This is a genomic window from Solwaraspora sp. WMMD406 (assembly GCF_029626025.1).
Lineage (GTDB): Bacteria > Actinomycetota > Actinomycetes > Mycobacteriales > Micromonosporaceae > Micromonospora_E.
On the sequence record NZ_JARUBF010000001.1, the window covers coordinates 2968746 to 2985198 of the forward strand.

The window sequence follows — 16453 nt, forward strand, 5'->3', positions numbered from 1 at the left end:
CGGCAGGTCAGCTCACGGCCTTCGTGACAAGGACGGCGATGGTCTCGGCGGCCTGCTCGCTGAGCTGGGTCACGGCGAAGGACGTCGGCCACAGGCCGCTGTCGTCGGCGAGGTTGGCGGCGGCGGCGAAGCCAAAGGTGGAGTAGGGCTCCTTGTCCGCGTGTCCGCTCCGGAAAAAGCACACGACCTTGCCCTTTCTCGCGTACGCCGGCTGGCCGTACCAGAGCTTCGGGGACAGGTCGGGGGCGTTGCTGGTGACGATGGCGTGGATGCGTTCGGCCAGTGCGCGGTCCGACGGTTCCATCTGGGCGATCTTCGACAGCACGTCGAGCTCTTCGGCCGCTGCCTTGCCACCACGACCGCGGGTCGTCTCCTTCTTGAGCTCTGCGGCGCGTTCCTTCAGGGCGGCGCGCTCGCCCTCGGAGAATCCGTCCGTGCCTGCCTTGCTCACCGTGTCGCTCCTGATCCTCGTCGCGTGTGACCGAGGGTCACGCTAGCCGTGCTGCGGCGGCTGGTGCTTCTCGATTCCTGATCGGCAGAGGCGGTCCGGCACCACGAGCCCTGACCGGCGGAAGTTGCCGTCAGCTGGACATTCAGCCGGTTAGCCTCCTGAGGTGAGCTCCCCGTCTGACGATTACACCGCGACGTTGCCGCGAAAGCGGATGGGCTCGGCGGTGCTGCTGCGCGACCGTGACGGACGGATCCTGCTCGTCGAGCCGACGTACAAGGACTACTGGGAGCTGCCAGGCGGGGCGGTGGACGCCGACGAGTCGCCGTACGACGCGGCGGTCCGTGAGCTGGCCGAAGAACTCGGCCTGATCATCGCCCCCGGACGGCTGCTGGTCGTGGACTGGGTGCCACCTCGCGCCGGCCGCACCGAAGGAGTGATGTTCGTGTACGACGGCGGTGTCCTGGAGGCGTCGCAGACCGACGCGATCCGGCTCCCGCCGCAGGAGTTGCGCAGTTGGGCGTGGTCGACCCTGCCGCAGGCGCAGCAGCGGCTGTCGCCGCTGCTGGCTCGGCGGGCCGCCGCCGCTGTGGAAGCGGCGACGGCCAGCGGGACTGTCTACCTTGAGGGCGGCAATCAGGTCGGGGGACCGTAGGGCGCGCGGAGCAACGTGGCGCCGCCCGATCGGTAGAGACTGTCATTGACGCCGTCGGCGTAGAGCATGCCGGTGAGGTCGGCTCGCGCTTTCGCGACAGGGCTGGACTGTTGGAATCCACGAGCTGGGACGACTTGAGCGCGGTGGTGAAGGTGGTCCAGGCGGAGGGGGCGAAGGTCAGCGCCGGGCCGGTCGGGTCCTTGCTGTCGCGGGTGGCGACGACTCCCGGCAGGTTGCGGGCGACCTCGACGCACTGGCTGTTCGCGCTGCTGCGGCTGCTCTTGATCCACACGGCATGGGTGAGATCCATCGCGCTCTTCCTTCCTGATCTGTGGCAAGTTCCGACGGCGGCAGAGGTCGCTGTGGCGTACAGGGCAGTGGCCATGGCTGGCGTTGGCGCAACCGCGCCGTATGCTCGGCGCGGTCACGCATCCGCAATTCGGGCTGGTCTCACTCGCCCCGGAGCGACGTGGTGAAGGACGCCCACGCGGTAGGGGAGAACGCGAGTACGGGCCCGGATCGGTCCTTGCTGTCCCGGACCGCAACGACGGCCGCAAGGTTGTCGGCGACCTCGACGCAGTTGCCGTTGCCACCGGAGCGGCTGCTCGTGCGCCATTCGGCGTTCTCCAGTTGCCAGTTCGGACTCTCCAGGAACATCGCGTTGACCCGGTTCTCGATGTAGACGAGCTCTGGGTCGTACGGGTCGGGGAAGTCCATCAGGGCGAATGCGCCGTGCATGCCAGCGTGGGCGCCAACCTCGTACGGCAGCACGACGGTGACGGGGCGGCCGTCGATCGGCGAGAGATCTTCGTGCAGCGGCGCGGCCTGCGCTATCTCCATCGTAGACAAAAGTGACCGCTGGTTGGTGCTGGCGGGTGGACCAGCCCACCCACCGGTAGTGCGTTCTTGTCTGATCCTCCTGCGGGATCATGATCCCGCAGGAGGATCAGACAAGAAACGGATATCGCTCCGGGGCGGCCTCCCGGGACGCAGCGGGAGTCCGAGGCGGCCTTCGCATCCGATGTCGATGCGTGCGCTGTGCGGACTGGCGGCGGTCAGACGAGGATGATGGACTGATGGCGACAGCATTACCACCGGGCCGGCATCCACTGTTGCCCGAACAGCGGTCATCTCGGGCGGTACTGGTCGGTCGGGGCGAACGGACCTCCCCCTCGGCTGGCTCAGGGGTCGGAACGTTCGTGGGAAGCGGAACGGATGGCCCGCGAACTCGCTGAGGCGATCACCACTCCAGGTCCGGGCGGGGCAACGTTCCGACCCGAACACACCCAGGTGTTGCTGAATCCGCACCCCGCAGATCTGCTCGACGCCGTCCGGACGGCGTCGCGGGACGCCGCCGATACCTTGCTGTTCTATTACGCGTACGCCGGTAGCGGCGACAGGGTGGACCGGTTCTACGGCCGGGTACCGTTCGCCAGCTCAGAACTCGCGGCCGAGTCCGCCGTCATCCTCGACGGCGTGGTGGAGGACCGATTGGCGGAACACACGCCGACATCGTTCGTTCTCGCCGGTTCGAGCTTCGGTGAAGGCGATCAGCTGGTCTCGTTCACTCCGACGCTCGTCGGTGCACTGTGCGACGGGATCCGTGACGGCCCGGCGTCGTTGGACCTGCTGACCCTCCGCAACGCGGTCGAAGCGGCTTTCGACGAGGCGCGGGAGTACGTCGAAGACGACTGGGTCGTCGGGCCGGCCAGGTTGTATGTGCGCCAGCCGGACCTGTTCCGGATGGTGGCCCTGGGCATGAACCCGGCCTTTGGCTACTCGGATCGGCGTGGCATGCTCCGCGACTCGGCGGCTGTCGACCAGGAGTACCAATGGTGAAGGTGTGCGTACCAGTCGTGATGGCGCGTGCTGGTAGCGGCGGTGCGCTGACCTGCTGTCGCGGTGATGGTCTCCGCAACCACCACCGCGACAGCAGTCGACTGGTCAGGGACTGGTGCAGGTCAACGATGATGGCGTCGACGGCGATCCGGAGCCGAGGAAGCCGAAGGTCGCGGTGCCGGCAGCCGGCAGCGACCCGTTGTACGACACGTTGCGTACCGAGACGGTGGAGCCGCTGGTGCTCAGGGTGCCGTTCCAGATCTGGGTGATCTCTGGCCGCCGCCGAGTGTCCACCCGACGGTCCAGCCGTTGATCGCCGAACTGCCGGCCCGGACGGTCACCTCACCCTGGAAGCTACCCGGCCACGAACCGATGGTCTGGTAGGTGGCGGTGCAGGCACCCGTCGGCGGTGCCGTGGTGGGCGGCGCGGTCGTCGGGGGAGCGGTGGTCGGCGACGGCGATGGCAGGCCCGGCGGTACGAGTGGGCAGGTGTTGCGGTACTGCAGCACCCCGGAGGAGTCCGTCAGCGGGCAGAGGAACTGGGTGTACCGCAGGTCGTTGTCGAGGAAGATCTTGACCCAGGGGATCATCGTACGCATCAGCAGCGTGTTCGGCCGGGTCGGGAAGCTGTGGTCCAGGCCGGCGGCCTCGATGTACGCAGCCTCGGTCGTCGACGGCAGCCCGTTGTAGAGGTTGCTGACCGACGACGGGGTGGTGACCGTGTCGTTCTGTCCGGAGTAGAGCAGGGCCGGCACCCGCATGGTGTTCAGGTTCTGCGAGGGCGAGAACGGGGTGAAGCCGACCGCGGCCTTCAGCGCCGGGCGCCGCAGCGCCGCGCTGAACGCACCACCGCCGCCCATCGAGTGGCCGGCGACGGCGAGTCGGTTGGGGTCGACGCGGTTGCGTACCGAACTCTGTCCGGTGAGGTAGTCCAGCGCGGCCAGCAGTTGGGTGCCCCGGGCGGTGTCGAAGTCGTTGCGGTTGTTGGTCTCGATGCCGATCACGACGAAGCCCTGCGAGGCGAGCCGTGGCCCCATCCAGGCGAGTTCGACGGAGAACAGTGCCGTGTAGCCGGGGGAGATGGCGATCGCGCCGAAGGTGCCCTGGCTGGTGTCGGTCGGGTAGTAGATCATGCCGCCGTTGAAGCCGTACCCGGATGGGACGCTGACCTGCGCGGTGGCGAAGGGTCCGTTCGGAGCGGCGACGCTCGCGGCGGTCGGGTCCGGACCCCGCTGGTACGGGTTGTCCGCCGCGACCGCCGCCGGTCCGGCCACCACGAGTCCGACGGCCAGTGCGTTGTCGAGGTTCCTGGCATCGGGTGTCTCCTTGCCCGTCGTGGGGTGCTATTGAGCGATCAATATCGATGTGAACGGTCACCCTACACACCCTCTGGGCTGGCCATCAATCGATGTCCAGGAACGACATTCGCCAGTATGGATTACCGCCATCGCGCAAAGTGACACGTGACGCCAGCACGTAGCGCCAGCTGGTCAGGAGAGCCAGTTGCTCACTGCCAGAGTGCCGAGCAGTCGCAGCGCCTCGGCGCTGTGGCCGTCCGCCGCGCGGTAGACGATCAACTGCTGGCCAGCGGCACCGCGTACGTCGAAGGCGTGGTACGTCAGTGTCAACTCGCCGACCGTGCCGTGGCGGAACGCCTTCGCCTCGTGGGCCTTGCCCCGTACGTCGTTGCGCTGCCACAGTTGGCGGAACTCCGGGCTGGCCGCGCCCACCTCCTCGACCAGCTCACGCACCCGCCGGCCGTGTGGGTCGTGGCCGAGCGCGAGCCGCAGGTTTGCCACGCACGCCTGCGCGGCGCGCTGCCAGTCGACGAAGAAGCCGCCGCCGACCGGATCGAGGAAGGTCATTCGCGCGATGTTGTCCGGCTCGGTGAAATCGGCATAGAACGCGTCCGCCAGCGCGTTGCCGGCCAGCAGGTCGAGCCGGCGGTCGATCACGATCGCCGGGGTGTCCGGCCAGGCGTCGAGCAACTCCCGAAGGCCCGGGTCGACCTGCGGACGCGCCGGCGTCGGAGCGGATCCCGGCGCGACATCTGCCAGCCGGAACAAATGGTCACGGGCGTCGGCGTCCAGATCGAGGGCACTGGCCACCGCGTCGAGCACCGACGCCGACGGGTGGCGTTCCCGGCCCTGCTCCAGCCGGGTGTAGTAGTCCACGCTCACCCCGGCCAGCACCGCGACCTCCTCGCGACGCAGACCGGCGACCCGGCGGGTGCCGCTCGCGGTCAGCCCGACATCGCACGGCGTGAGCCGGGCCCGGCGGGCCACCAGGAAGGCCCCGAGGGCGGTGGTGGGCATGCCGCCACGGTAGCCAGGCGCTGCTCACGCTATCCAGGGTGTGCCGCACCCTGGATAGCGTCGGCCTGGCTGACGGCCGCGTCGGCCCGCACGGTGGAGAGGTCCCACACCGAACCCTCTACCGGAGGTGCACGTGAACACCCCGATGTTCGACGAGTCGGTTCTCGCCACGATCGATGACAGCACCGCAGCCGCCGACAGCACCGGCGGTCGCCGTCGGCCGCTGATGTTCGTCAACGCCGCCATCCACACTCTCGACCCGGTGATCGGCGACTTGGCCGCCGCCGACCTGCTGCTCGGCGGCGACGTGATCGTCGGCGTCGGCCCCGGCCTGCACACCGCCGCCACCGACGACGAGGCGATCGTCATCGACTGCACCGGGCTGACCATCGTGCCGGCGGTCGTCGACGGCGTCGCGGCTGCCGGGCTGCGTACCCGCCCCGCCGACCGGGTCGGCACCCTGACCCCGGGCAACCCCGCGACCTTCGCGGTGGTCCCGGGCAACATCGCCCTGGAGAAGATCATCTGGCGACCGGAGCAGGCCGCCGCGATCGTCGTCGACGGCGAGATCGCCCTGTTCAACGGCGAGCGCCGCAGCCCCGCCCCGGTCGAGCCGGACCGCAGCGGCCCCCGGGCGGTGGACGGCCCGTACCTCGGCATGTGGATCGACGAGACCGGCTTCATCCACCAGGAACTCACCGCCGACGGCCGCTACGACGAGACGCGCGGCGGCCGGCCACACGCGTACCAGGGATCGTTCTGGATCGACGGCGACCGGATCGTCTACCGCGACGACCTGGGCTTCTGGGCGTACGGCCGGTTCGTCGACGACGTGCTGCACCACGCCGGCTACGTCTTCCACCGCCGGTGAAACCCGACCAGGAGTCTCTACCAGGAGTAAGGAGAAGACGATGATGCTGTTCAGCGGTGGCGCGGTCGTCACCATGGACCCGACGATCGGCGACCTGGACCACGGTGACGTGCTGGTCCGCGACGACCGGATCGTCGCCGTCGGCGCGGACCTGCGGTCGCACCCGGACGCGGCCGGCGCGACCGTCGTCGACACCACCGGCGGCATCGTCTGCCCCGGGTTCGTCGACACCCACCGGCACGCCTGGCAGGCGCAGCTGCGCCGCAGCATCCCGGACGTCGGCGACCTCGGCGAGTACGTGATGTCGACGCTGGCCGGGGTCGCACCCGCCTACACCCCGCACGACATGTACGTCGGCACCCGGCTCGCCGCGCTCACCGCCCTCGACGCCGGCATCACCACGATGCTCGACTTCTCGCACAACTCCCGCTCGGCGGCGCATTCCGACGCGGCGGTGCGGGCGCTGATCGACACCGGCATCCGGGGCGTGCACGCCGCGATGGGCCCACACTTCGGCGACTGGGACAAGCAGTGGCCCGCCGACCTCGTCCGGCTGCGGGAGACGTTCCACGGTGCCAACGACGGACTGGTGACCGTACGGCTGGCGGCGCTGGCCACCGACGAGATCGCCGGCCCGGCGCTGGCGTACGGCACCGAGCTGGCGGCGCTCGCCCGCGATCTGGGCGTCGGCGTCAGCATCGACGCCGTGTTCGGCAAGTCGTCGTCGGCGGCGATCGACCGCTGGGCCGCCGCCGGTCTGCTCGACCCGGACGTCACTCTGATCCACACCACCGGGCTCACCGCGCGGGCCTGGCGGACGATCGGCGACACCGGGACCACCGTCGCCCTGGCTCCCACGTCGGAGGCGCAGATCGGGCTGGAGACGGCGGTACCGGCGATCGACGAGGCGCTCGCCGTCGGCGTCCGACCCGGGCTCAGCATCGACGTCGAAGTGGCGCTGGCCAGCGACATGTTCACCCAAATGCGGGCACTGCACGCGATCCAACGGATGCGCGCGGTGCACGCGGTCTACCGTACGGAGCACCCGGTCGGGCACCGGATCACCACCCGCGACGTGCTGGACTTCGCCACCGCGCAAGGTGCGCGGACCAACGGCCTCGGCGACGTCACCGGCTCGCTCACCCCGGGCCGGCAGGCGGATCTGCTGGTGGTCCGGGCCGACGACGTCAACACGATGCCGCTCAACGACGCGGTCGGCACCCTGGTCCTCGGTGCCGATGCCCGCAACATCGACACGGTCGTGGTGGCCGGCCGCATCCGCAAGTCGGCCGGCAGGCTGGTCGGCGTCGACCTTGACGACCTGCGCCGTTCGGTGACCGCCTCCCGCGACGCGATCCGCGCCAGCGTCGGCGGGTAGCGGGGATCTGAGCCCGGTCTACCAGGCCACGACGCCCTGGGTGGACGGCTGGATCGAGCCGACCCGCACGTCGGCGATCGGCAGTTCGCCGACCAGATCGGCGCCGTCGATGCCGATGACCCGGGCCACCACCGTGGCGCTGTCGCCGGGGGCACCGACCCGCACCGTGGTCGCCACCGCGCAGTCGGTCGACGACGGGTCGCAGGTGGCCCACTTGATCCCGGCGAACGCCGACTCACCCGGATCCAGGTCGGTGGCCAGCGGCGGTCCGGGCTGCTCCACCTGCTCCTGGGCGACGTCCACCGTACTGCGGTCGGCACGCTCGAACGCCAGCGTCACCCACCCGTCGAGCTGGCACGCCGTTGACGAGGCGTTGGTCAGCGCCAGCAGGGCCAGACCAGCGTCCTGGATGGTCACGTCGACCGACAGATTCGCGCTGGCACAGGCCGCCGTACCGCCGTCGTCCGGTGCGCCGGACGAGGTGCCGGACGGGTCGGACGAGGTGCCGGACGGGTCGGCGCTGGCGGCCGACGCCGAGCTGGCCTGCGGGTCCGCGTCGGAGGCGGGGTCACCGCAGGCAGCGAGGACGAGTGCTGCGGGGATCAGGCAGGTCGCGGCAACAGTACGGGCAACACGCACGGGAGGCTCATTCCTGTCAGATGTCCGGGAGCACCACGATGCCAGATGCGTCAGGTCCTTCGCTCCACCATGGGGGATCCGATCCGGCGCCGGCCGGTCGTCGGCGGGGGCGGCGACGTCGCGGGCGATCCGGCGCACGCCGGTGGTGGCCTCCAGCAGGGACGCCCACACCCACCTGGCGGCGCGGTCCGCACCGGCCAGCCAGAACCGGCAACCGTGGGTGTCGTGCGGTGACGTCGAGGGCGGGTGGCCGGGGTCCCGTGGCCGGCCACCCGCCACCCGAACGTAGCCAACCGCCGCCAGCGCGGTCGGTTACGGGCAGGGTGCGGTCAACGTGACGGGTTCGAATCCGTGCGCCAGTACATCTGTCCGTCCTTCCCTTGTCGGTCCGCCCGAGCCCGGGCGGCGATGACGCTCGGCGCGGCCTGGTCACACCGAGCGGGATTCCGGCCTTCGACCAGGGTGGTGATCCGTCAGCTGACGTGGGGGTGATCTCGATCATCTCCGTACATTGGCGTACATCGACTAAGATCCGCTGTGGAGCGGCGAGCCGTACGAGGTTCGCCGCAGTGACGTCGGGCCGGTGGGGTCGTGCGAGTCGGGACGATGCACGATGTGGACGCTCGACCGGCCGACCGGTTTCTCCTCGCGGCCGCCGGCACGTCGACCCTCGACGACCTGGCTGGACTGTTGCGCGCGTTGCGTCGTCGGCACGCCCGCCGCGAAGGGCACCGCGTCCTGTCTTACCGGACACTCGCCGCCCGGGCCGGTTGGTCGCACACCGCCGTCGCGGAATACCTCACCGGCAAGACGCTGCCGCCGACCGACCGGTTCGACGTTCTGGTCGGTCTGCTCGGCGCCAGCCCGGTCGAGCGCGGGGCGCTGGCCAGCGCCCGCGACCGAGTCGACGAGCAGCGTCGTGTCGGCGCGCCGTCGGCACGTGCCGGCACACCGTCTGACCGGGGCGGCGGCAACGCGGCCGGCGCATCGGCCGGCGCATCGGCCGGACATCCGGCTGGCGGACCGCCCGAAACCGCCGGCTCCGGACCGGCCGGACCGGCCGGACCACATGTGCCGCGCCAGTTGCCGCCGGCACTTCGCTATTTCAGCGGTCGCCGTACGGAACTGGCGCAGCTGGCGTACGTCGCGCGACTGGCGGGTGGTGGGGATCCGCACCCGCCTCAGGCCGGCACCATCCGGATCGTGGCGGTCAGCGGCACCGCCGGAGTCGGCAAGACCACGCTGGCCGTGCACTGGGCGCACCAGGTGGCCGGTCGGTTTCCCGATGGTCAGCTCTATCTCAACCTGCGCGGCTTCGACCCGGACGGGTCGATGACCGAGCCGGCCACCGCGTTGCGTGTCCTCCTCGATGCCCTCGGCGCGCCGCCCACTGGGATTCCCGCCGACCTGGACGCACAGGCCGCCCTCTACCGCACCATGGTCGCCGGTCGCCGCCTGCTCATCGTGCTGGACAACGCACGCGACAGCGCGCACGTCCGGCTGCTCGTGCCCAGCGCCCCGGACTGCCTGGTCATCGTCACCAGCCGTAACCAGCTGACCGGCCTGGTCGCGGCGCACGGCGCCCATCCGGTCACCCTCGGCCTGCTACCGGAGTCGGAAGCGGTCGAGCTGCTGCGGCAGCGGATCGGTGCGCGACGCTGCCGGGCCGATCCCGCCGCGACCGACGAGATCGTCTCCCGCTGCGCCGGGTTGCCACTCGCGCTCGCCATCGTCGCCGCCCGGGCCGCCACCGCCCCACAGATGCCACTCGCCGGGCTCGCCGCCGAACTCCGTACCGCCCAGCACCGGCTGGACGCATTGTGCGCCGACGATCCGGATCTCGGGGTACGGGCCGTTTTCTCCTGGTCCTACCAGGCGCTGACCCCGGCTGCCGCGCAGCTGTTCCGGCTGATCGGGGTCCATCCCGGACCGGTGCTGTCGGTGCCGGCGGCGGCGAGTCTCGCCGGACAGCCGTACGGACAGGTCCGGCCGCTGCTCGCCGAACTGGTCCGGACGCATCTGCTCAACGAGTACCCCGGCGGCCGGTACGGCCTGCACGACCTGTTGCGCGTCTACGCGGCCGAGCGACTCCGGGCGGAGGAGCCACCCGCCGTCCGCGACGCCGCCCTGCGCCGGCTGACCGACCACTACCTGCACAGCGCCTACCGGGCCGACCGGCTGGTGCAACCGACTCCCGACCTGACCGGCATCGCCCCGGCCGGCGCGGGCGTCGTCGCCGAGGAGTTCGCCGACAACCGTGCCGCGCTGGACTGGTTCGCCATGGAACACCCGACGCTGCTGGCCGTGTTCGACCTGGTGGCCGCCGCCGGGCTCGACCGTCCGGCGCTGCATCTCGCCCAGGCGATGTCCACGTTCCTCGACCGTCGTGGCCACTGGCGGGATCTGCTCGCCACGCAGCACGCGGCGCTGGAGTTGGCGCGGCGGCTCGCCGACCCGGTCGCGCAGGCGGTGGCACACCGGGGCATCGCCCGTGGCCACACCCGGACCGGCCGGTACGACGAGGCCTACGTCAACCTCGTCGCCGCGCTGGAGCTGTACCGCGATCGGGGCGACCAGGTGGGGCAGGGCATCACCGGGCTCAACCTGGCGCTGCTGCGCGAGCGCCAGGGCCGACACCGGGACGCGCTTGGTCACGCCCGCCACGCCTTCGAGTGGTACGCGGCGGCGGGGGACCGGCGGGGACAGGGCAAGGCGCTCAACGTGGTCGGCTGGCAACACGCCCTGCTCGGCGAATATCAGGCGACCCTCGTGCACTGCCAGCGCGCGCTGGATCTGCTGCGGGAGTTCGACGACCGACCGGGGCAGGCCAGCACCTGGGACAGCCTGGGCTTCGCCCACCACCATCTGGGTGACCACGACGAGGCGGACCGCTGCTACCGGCAGGCGCTGGCCTTGTTCCGCGAGGTCGGCGACCGGCATGTCGAAGCTCTCGTGCTCAACCACCTGGCCGAGCTGCGGCTGGCCACCGGCGACACGAACGCGGCCCGCGTGTCGTGGCAGTCTGCCGCGGACATCCTCGACAGTCTGGACCACCCGGACGCGGGGTCGATCCGCGCCCGCCTCGCCGAGCTGGGGCGATGAGCGCAGGGCTGGGATGATGACGACCATGTTGTTGCCTGCCCCCCGCGCGCTGTTGCTCGACTTCGGCGGCGTCATCGTCGAAGCACCGGTACGCACCCCGCAACCGTTGAAGCTGATCGACCGACTGCACGAGCTCGCCGGCGGCGAGCTGACCGCCGAGGAGATCCGCCGCGCACTGGTCGACGGCCAGCGCGAGTACGCCGCCTGGCGGGACCGCGTCGGCAACGACCCGCACCCCGCCGAGTACAGCCATGCTCAGGTGTGGCAGGAATTCATCACCAGCGGCTGGCCGGCCGCCGCCCGGGCGGCGGTGATCCAGGAGGCCACCGCGTTGAGCTACGACTGGACCTGGCAACCGAACTGGCAGGTACGGCCGGGGATCCGTGACACGCTGGACGCGGCGACCGACGCCGGCGTGCCGGTGGCGGTCGTCAGCAACACCTTGTGCGGCGCGGCGCACCGCGACTACCTGTTGCAGGTCGGCCTGGCCGACCGGTTCGCGGTGCAGATCTACAGCGACGAGGCCGGTGTCCGCAAACCCCACCCCGAGATGGCGTGGTTGGCGGCGCGGCGGCTGGGTGTGCCGGCGGCGCACTGCTGGTTCGTCGGAGACAGCCGGGCCCGGGACATCCCGTGCGCCCGGCGGGCCGGCACCGGCGCGGCGATCCTGATGGTCTCCGCCCGTACCGACCGGGAACCCGCCCTGCCGGAGGGTACGCCCGACGCGACCGTCACCGATGGGCACGGACTGCGGGAACTGTTCGCCACCGCCATCGCGCACGGCTGACTGCCGCCCGTCCCGGGCCGGACCCTGCTCGATCCCGCACGGTCGGGATCAGGCAGGCCACCACCACGGCGAGCAGCGCCCGTACGTTGTCGGTCAGGTGTGCGGTGGGCAGCCCGGCGCCCACCGTCGTCACCGGCAGGACAATGGTGGCTGCCACCAGAACGGTCCAGGCCAGCGCCTTACCCCGGTGCTCGCTCACCACCAGCAGGGCGGCGAGCACGAGCCACGTCTGATGATGGGTCCAGGACACCGGGGAGAACGCCAGACCGGCCGCGCCGACGATCACCACGCCGGCCAGCCGGTCACCGTCGCGGTAGGCGACCGCGCCGCGTACCAGGGCGATCGCGACCACCGCCAGCCCGGCGGTGAACAGCACGAGGGTACGGGCGTCGTCGGGTGCCCCCAGCCGGAGCAAGGTGCCGTTGATCGACTGATTGCCGGCGGTGACGATGTTGCCGACCCGGTCGACGTCCCACATCTCGGTGAGCCAGAAGCGGATCGACTCGCCGGGCAGGATCAGCCAGGCCAGGCCGGTTCCGCCGAGGAAGGTCCCGGTCGCGGTGACCGCCGCTCGTCGTTCGCCGGCGAGCCACAGGTACGGGATGAAGATCAGCGGGGTGAGTTTGACGGCGGCGGCCAGTCCGGTGGCGACACCCGCCAACCGACGCGGGGCATATCCCAAACAGTCGACCAGCACCAGCAGGGTCAGGATCACGCTGACCTGACCGAACCGCAGGTTGCTGGAGACCGGCGCCGACGCGAACAGCAGCAGGGCGATCGCTGCCGGTGCCACCTGCCGGGGTAGGAGCCGGTGGGTCCCATAGGCTCGGGCGACGATCACGGCGAGTAGTGCCACCAGTGCCACGGTGGCCGCCGTCCAGATCACCCGCAGCACGTCGATGTCGATCAGCGTCAGTGGTAGGAACAGCAGGCCGGACAGCGGTGGATAGGTGAACGGTGCTCCGGTGCCGGCGGCGGCGTAGTCGTAGAGGCTGGCTCCCTGCCGCAGTCCGGTGGTCGCTTCGACATACACGTCGAGGTCGGCGAGCCGGTCGTGCCGGGCGCGGGTGAGCGCCGCCACCGACTGGGCGACGGCGACGACTGCCGCCGCGAACCAGACGGCGACCGCGACCCGGACCGTGTGAACGGAACCTCGCCCCCCGCGTCGGCGTGGCGCGGACGACCGGACTCGGTGCATGCTCCGCCCCCGTAACGCTCCTGCCGATCAGTACGCCGAATCGTACTGGACGGTTCTGTCCCGTTCGGCCCGCGCCGGTCCCGCCGACAGATCGATGGACATCGGCGAGACCGGCGAGACCGGCGAGTCTGGCGAGACCGGTGTGATCGTTGTTATCGGTGTGATCGCTCCCGGGCATCCGGCCGGGTCGCCCGGCCGGATGGGTCGGTTGCCCAGCCGGCCGGGCTGGCGCTCTGGTCGACTCGTCAGGGCATGGTCAGCTTGGCCAGAAAAGCCTGATGGTCGGTGTAGAACATCAGGTACGTGTCGGTGTCGTAGAACGGTGTGTCGTTGGTCGCCATGATGTGCTGCACATTTCCGTCGCCCTTGCGGGTGTACCCGGATGGGACGCAGTTCTGTACGTTCTCTGGATCGCTGGTGTCGTATTCCAGATTGAGGTCGCCGCCGAGTACCGTGGGCCGGTACACACCCTCGTAGGCACGGATCGCGGGAATGACTCCAGTCAACAGTTCCGAACACTGGGCGAGGGCGATTGGCTCGCTGTCGCTGGTCAGATGAGTCGTGCATGCGTAATAGTGGTCGATGGCGTACAGGCAGGCGAAGGCGCGCTTCTCGTTGCCGGAGTCCTGGTTGCCGTAGTGTCCGCCGAAGGCGTCGAAGCCGTAGTACAGGGAGTCCGGCATGTGCCCAATCACCGCTACCCCGTACTCGTCGCCGTTCGTGCAGGTGACCGGGGTCCCGGCGGCGGTGACGGCGGGCATGAACACGTAGAACGCCCAGTCGCCGGCCCAGGCACCGGCCATCGCCGGGGTCAAGTCGTTCGTGACGTCCCCGAGGCAGACCTCGTTGACGGTGACGAGATCAGGCATGAGTAGATAGATCATGTACGCGCCTTCGTCGATCGCGTCACCGCCGGCGTAGCAGCCGGCGTGACCGCTGTTGCAGAGATTCATCTGCAACTGCCAGAAGTCACCAAAGGCGGTCCCGCTCGCGCGTTTGCTGAAGCCCCGGGCAGGCAGGTTCGGGCGGCCGGCCACTGGGGGTGGCGCGGCGCGGGTCACCGTTCCCGGTGCGATCGTTCCGGTGCGGTACGCACCCTTCCCGCCCTGCCCGGTGAGGATGTGCGTGCCTTCTCCGGCGACGATGCGCGCGTCCTGGGCTGGCGCGGCGGACGGCGCTGCCTGGACCGGTGTGCCGGACATTAGCAGCGCGGCGCTGGTGGCCAGTGCGGCGAGCAGGCTGAGGGGGGCCCCGAATCCGGGCCGGCGAGAGTTCCTGGTGTCTTTCGAGTACGGGAATCCAATGTCCACGTACGTTCCTCCCGTGAGGTCGAAGGGGAGGCCGTCGACCGACGCGCCAATAGAGCGCCTGGGCTGGGAAGACAAATGGGCGCGAAGATCTAGCCGAGGGTTGTCGTCGGAGCTGATCTTGGGTGGATTTCCTGTCCTTCCCGTGTTCGTCCAGACGCATGGACACCGTACCGCCATACAATGAGATGAGTCAATAGATATTAGTGGTTCGGTGTCAATTTAAAATCTTGGTTTCGCAAAGTCGAATTGTCATTGAGATGACAGGTCGACCAGTCACTGGGCTTGGTTCGCGCGGCGAAATTGATCATTGCGCGGTCGGATCACGGTGCTGGTGGTGCGACGACGGGCGAGACGGCGATGGCGGCGGCTGGGCCGCCCCGTCCACTGGGCCGCCCCGTCCACTGTGCCGGCCGGGCGGCGGTCGATGGCCGACGTCCGGGGGGTCGCCCTGGTGTCGCCTCGAATCCGTCCGGCACCCACTGGCCCGAAGGGTCGAGGCCGCGACGGCGAGTCCAGTGACGACGACCGAGGCCGCGGTGACCAATCCCTGAACGGACCTGGGGACTGTCTCCGGACCGCTCGCGCCGGTGCCGTCGGCGCGTTGCCCGGTTCGGATTGGGTCGACGGTTCGGTGCCGGCCGCCGGTATGGCATGCGGCTGGAAACGGAGGTTTATCGCGGTGAATTCCCTGTCTCGCAAGGCATGCGAGGTGTCGTGGTGACGGTGCGGGGAAATCGGCTTCGGGGAAATTGACCTCGTCTATTGTGGAGATGTTGGTGGGTTTTTGTGCGAAACGGTAGCGCTTGGGAGTTTTTCGGTGCACAGTGTTCTCATGAGCGACAGCGGACCTGGTGGCGAGTACTTCTGGTGTCTCCGTCATCAGCGCGTGGAGTCCGGGGCGGATCTGTGCGCCGCCAAGTACCGGCTCGGTCCCTACGCCTCGAAGGCCGAAGCTGAGCAGGCGCTGCAGCGGGTGGCGGAACGTAACGAGGAGTGGAAGGCCGAAGACGCCCGCTGGACCGGGGAGGAGAGCTAGGCCGGTCGGGTCGTACCTGGGTCCGACCCTGGAGACTCCATTGTCTCCGAAGGAGACAAACCCATAGAAAGTCCGCAAGAAGGAGACAGAGATGGTTGCTGGCAGTAACGCCACGACCCGCCCCGCCGCCCGGCGCGCATCGAGCACCGGTTCGTCGGCGAGGTCCACGTCCGCACGGTCGACCGGTACGGCCACCCGCACCTCGACCGCCGGCGCCGCGAACCGGAACGCGGCAGGAAAGCCCAGCACCGCGAAGAAGACCAGCACCGCGGCAAAGGCGAGCACCGCGAGGAAGACCAGCACCGCGGCAAAGGCGAGCACCGCGAAGAAGACGAGCGCGGCGAAGACCACGGGTGCCAGGAGAACCGTAGCGGCGAAGAGCGCACCGACCCGCAAGAGCACCCCGGCGAGCAAGACGACGTCAGCCGGCAAGACCACCACGGCCCGCAAGACCGCTCCGGCCAAGAAGGTGACCACGAAGAAGGCGACCACGGCCAGGAAGACGACCACGACGAAGGCCACTCCCGCCAGGAAGCCGACCACCCGTACGTCGGCATCCGCTGACACCGCGGCGAAGTCCACACCGGCCAAGGGCACCACCGGTCGGGCCGGCAAGAAGATGGCCGCCGCGGTGAAGCGGACCGTCGGACGGGTCCAGCGGGCGACCTCGCCGAAGAACGCCACCCCGGCCCAGAAAGGCACCGGCAAGAAGGCCGCCGCGAGCAAGACGACCGCGAAGAAGACCACTAAGAAAGTGGGTACGCAGAGCGCGCGCAAGGCCTCGACCGGCACCGGTCGGGCCGGCGCCCGCAGCGCCGCCCGTACCGCCGCGCGGTGACCGCTCCGGGGGCGGCCCGGCCGATCGGTGCCGGGCC

15 protein-coding genes and 2 pseudogenes are annotated in these 16453 nt (G+C 70.0%); 6 read left to right on the forward strand and 11 right to left on the reverse strand.

Going from position 1 to position 16453, the window contains the following annotated elements; genetic code table 11:
- Positions 1-7: 7 nt before the first annotated feature.
- Complete coding sequence (locus tag O7632_RS13355; protein WP_278114464.1) at positions 8-451, reverse strand: DUF1801 domain-containing protein; 444 nt, start codon at positions 449-451, stop codon at positions 8-10.
- 163 nt (positions 452-614) lie between these two features.
- Between O7632_RS13355 and O7632_RS13360 the strand changes: the two genes are divergently transcribed.
- A complete protein-coding gene (locus tag O7632_RS13360) occupies positions 615-1103 on the forward strand; it encodes an NUDIX hydrolase (protein ID WP_347403570.1) in 489 nt (162 codons plus the stop codon).
- Positions 1104-1242: 139 nt separating this feature from the next.
- Here the strand turns inward: O7632_RS13360 and O7632_RS13365 are convergent.
- From O7632_RS13365 to O7632_RS13375, 3 genes and pseudogenes are all read right to left on the reverse strand, one after another.
- A pseudogene (locus O7632_RS13365) lies at positions 1243-1413 on the reverse strand (DUF397 domain-containing protein); the annotation flags it as partial.
- 140 nt (positions 1414-1553) lie between these two features.
- Positions 1554-1760: a DUF397 domain-containing protein gene (locus tag O7632_RS13370; protein WP_278120022.1), complete on the reverse strand. Its 207-nt coding sequence runs from the start codon at positions 1758-1760 to the stop codon at positions 1554-1556.
- Positions 1752-1943 (reverse strand): annotated as a pseudogene (locus O7632_RS13375) (Scr1 family TA system antitoxin-like transcriptional regulator); the annotation flags it as partial. The pseudogene O7632_RS13375 and the gene O7632_RS13370, both read right to left, overlap by 9 nt.
- Positions 1944-2318: 375 nt before the next feature.
- Here O7632_RS13375 and O7632_RS13380 point away from each other — a divergent pair.
- Entirely contained in the window at positions 2319-2942 is a 624-nt protein-coding gene (locus tag O7632_RS13380) for a hypothetical protein (protein ID WP_278114466.1), read from the forward strand.
- Positions 2943-3047: 105 nt separating this feature from the next.
- On the opposite strand, the gene O7632_RS32225 is transcribed toward O7632_RS13380, so the two are convergent.
- The 3 genes from O7632_RS32225 to O7632_RS13390 form a co-directional block, all read right to left on the reverse strand.
- Entirely contained in the window at positions 3048-3236 is a 189-nt protein-coding gene (locus O7632_RS32225; RefSeq protein ID WP_347403571.1) for a cellulose binding domain-containing protein, read from the reverse strand.
- Positions 3185-4216, reverse strand: a complete 1032-nt coding sequence (locus O7632_RS13385) for an alpha/beta family hydrolase (protein WP_347403572.1) — start codon at positions 4214-4216, stop codon at positions 3185-3187. The genes O7632_RS32225 and O7632_RS13385 overlap by 52 nt, the downstream gene beginning before the upstream one ends.
- A 216-nt stretch (positions 4217-4432) precedes the next feature.
- On the reverse strand, positions 4433-5257 hold the full coding sequence (locus O7632_RS13390; protein ID WP_278114468.1) for a helix-turn-helix transcriptional regulator: 825 nt from the start codon (positions 5255-5257) through the stop codon (positions 4433-4435).
- Between the two features lie 133 nt (positions 5258-5390).
- On the opposite strand from O7632_RS13390, the gene O7632_RS13395 reads away from it, so the two are divergent.
- Complete coding sequence (locus tag O7632_RS13395; protein WP_278114469.1) at positions 5391-6128, forward strand: Atu4866 domain-containing protein; 738 nt, start codon at positions 5391-5393, stop codon at positions 6126-6128.
- 40 nt (positions 6129-6168) lie between these two features.
- A complete protein-coding gene (locus tag O7632_RS13400; RefSeq protein ID WP_278114471.1) occupies positions 6169-7506 on the forward strand; it encodes an amidohydrolase family protein in 1338 nt (445 codons plus the stop codon).
- Positions 7507-7524: 18 nt separating this feature from the next.
- Here the strand turns inward: O7632_RS13400 and O7632_RS13405 are convergent, their stop codons facing one another.
- Positions 7525-8145, reverse strand: a complete 621-nt coding sequence (locus O7632_RS13405) for a DUF4232 domain-containing protein (protein ID WP_278114474.1) — start codon at positions 8143-8145, stop codon at positions 7525-7527.
- A gap of 615 nt (positions 8146-8760) precedes the next feature.
- Here O7632_RS13405 and O7632_RS13410 point away from each other — a divergent pair.
- The gene (locus O7632_RS13410; protein ID WP_278114476.1) at positions 8761-11247 is read left to right on the forward strand and encodes a helix-turn-helix domain-containing protein; all 2487 of its coding nucleotides are present in this window, start codon (positions 8761-8763) and stop codon (positions 11245-11247) included.
- Between the two features lie 28 nt (positions 11248-11275).
- Positions 11276-12034 (forward strand): HAD family hydrolase, encoded by a 759-nt coding sequence (locus O7632_RS13415; RefSeq protein WP_278120023.1) that lies wholly within the window; start codon positions 11276-11278, stop codon positions 12032-12034.
- Here O7632_RS13415 and O7632_RS13420 read toward each other — a convergent pair.
- The 3 genes from O7632_RS13420 to O7632_RS13430 all read right to left on the reverse strand — a co-directional run bounded on the left by O7632_RS13420 (position 11979) and on the right by O7632_RS13430 (position 16370).
- Positions 11979-13232 carry a glycosyltransferase 87 family protein gene (locus O7632_RS13420; RefSeq protein WP_278114477.1) on the reverse strand — a complete coding sequence of 418 codons (1254 nt, stop codon included), beginning with the start codon at positions 13230-13232 and terminating at the stop codon, positions 11979-11981. The two genes, O7632_RS13415 and O7632_RS13420, sit on opposite strands and share 56 nt — an antisense overlap.
- A 245-nt stretch (positions 13233-13477) precedes the next feature.
- Entirely contained in the window at positions 13478-14617 is a 1140-nt protein-coding gene (locus O7632_RS13425; RefSeq protein ID WP_278114478.1) for a hypothetical protein, read from the reverse strand.
- A 229-nt stretch (positions 14618-14846) separates the two neighbouring features.
- On the reverse strand, positions 14847-16370 hold the full coding sequence (locus O7632_RS13430; protein WP_278114480.1) for a hypothetical protein: 1524 nt from the start codon (positions 16368-16370) through the stop codon (positions 14847-14849).
- Between the last annotated feature and the right edge of the window lie 83 nt (positions 16371-16453).

Coding starts and splice junctions, on each gene's coding strand:
- O7632_RS13370 (WP_278120022.1), bottom strand. CDS start 1,760: ATGTTCCTGGAGAGTCCGAACTGGCAACTGGAGAACGCCGAATGGCGC.
- O7632_RS13380 (WP_278114466.1), top strand. CDS start 2,319: ATGGCCCGCGAACTCGCTGAGGCGATCACCACTCCAGGTCCGGGCGGG.
- O7632_RS13390 (WP_278114468.1), bottom strand. CDS start 5,257: ATGCCCACCACCGCCCTCGGGGCCTTCCTGGTGGCCCGCCGGGCCCGG.
- O7632_RS13400 (WP_278114471.1), top strand. CDS start 6,169: ATGATGCTGTTCAGCGGTGGCGCGGTCGTCACCATGGACCCGACGATC.
- O7632_RS13420 (WP_278114477.1), bottom strand. CDS start 13,232: ATGCACCGAGTCCGGTCGTCCGCGCCACGCCGACGCGGGGGGCGAGGT.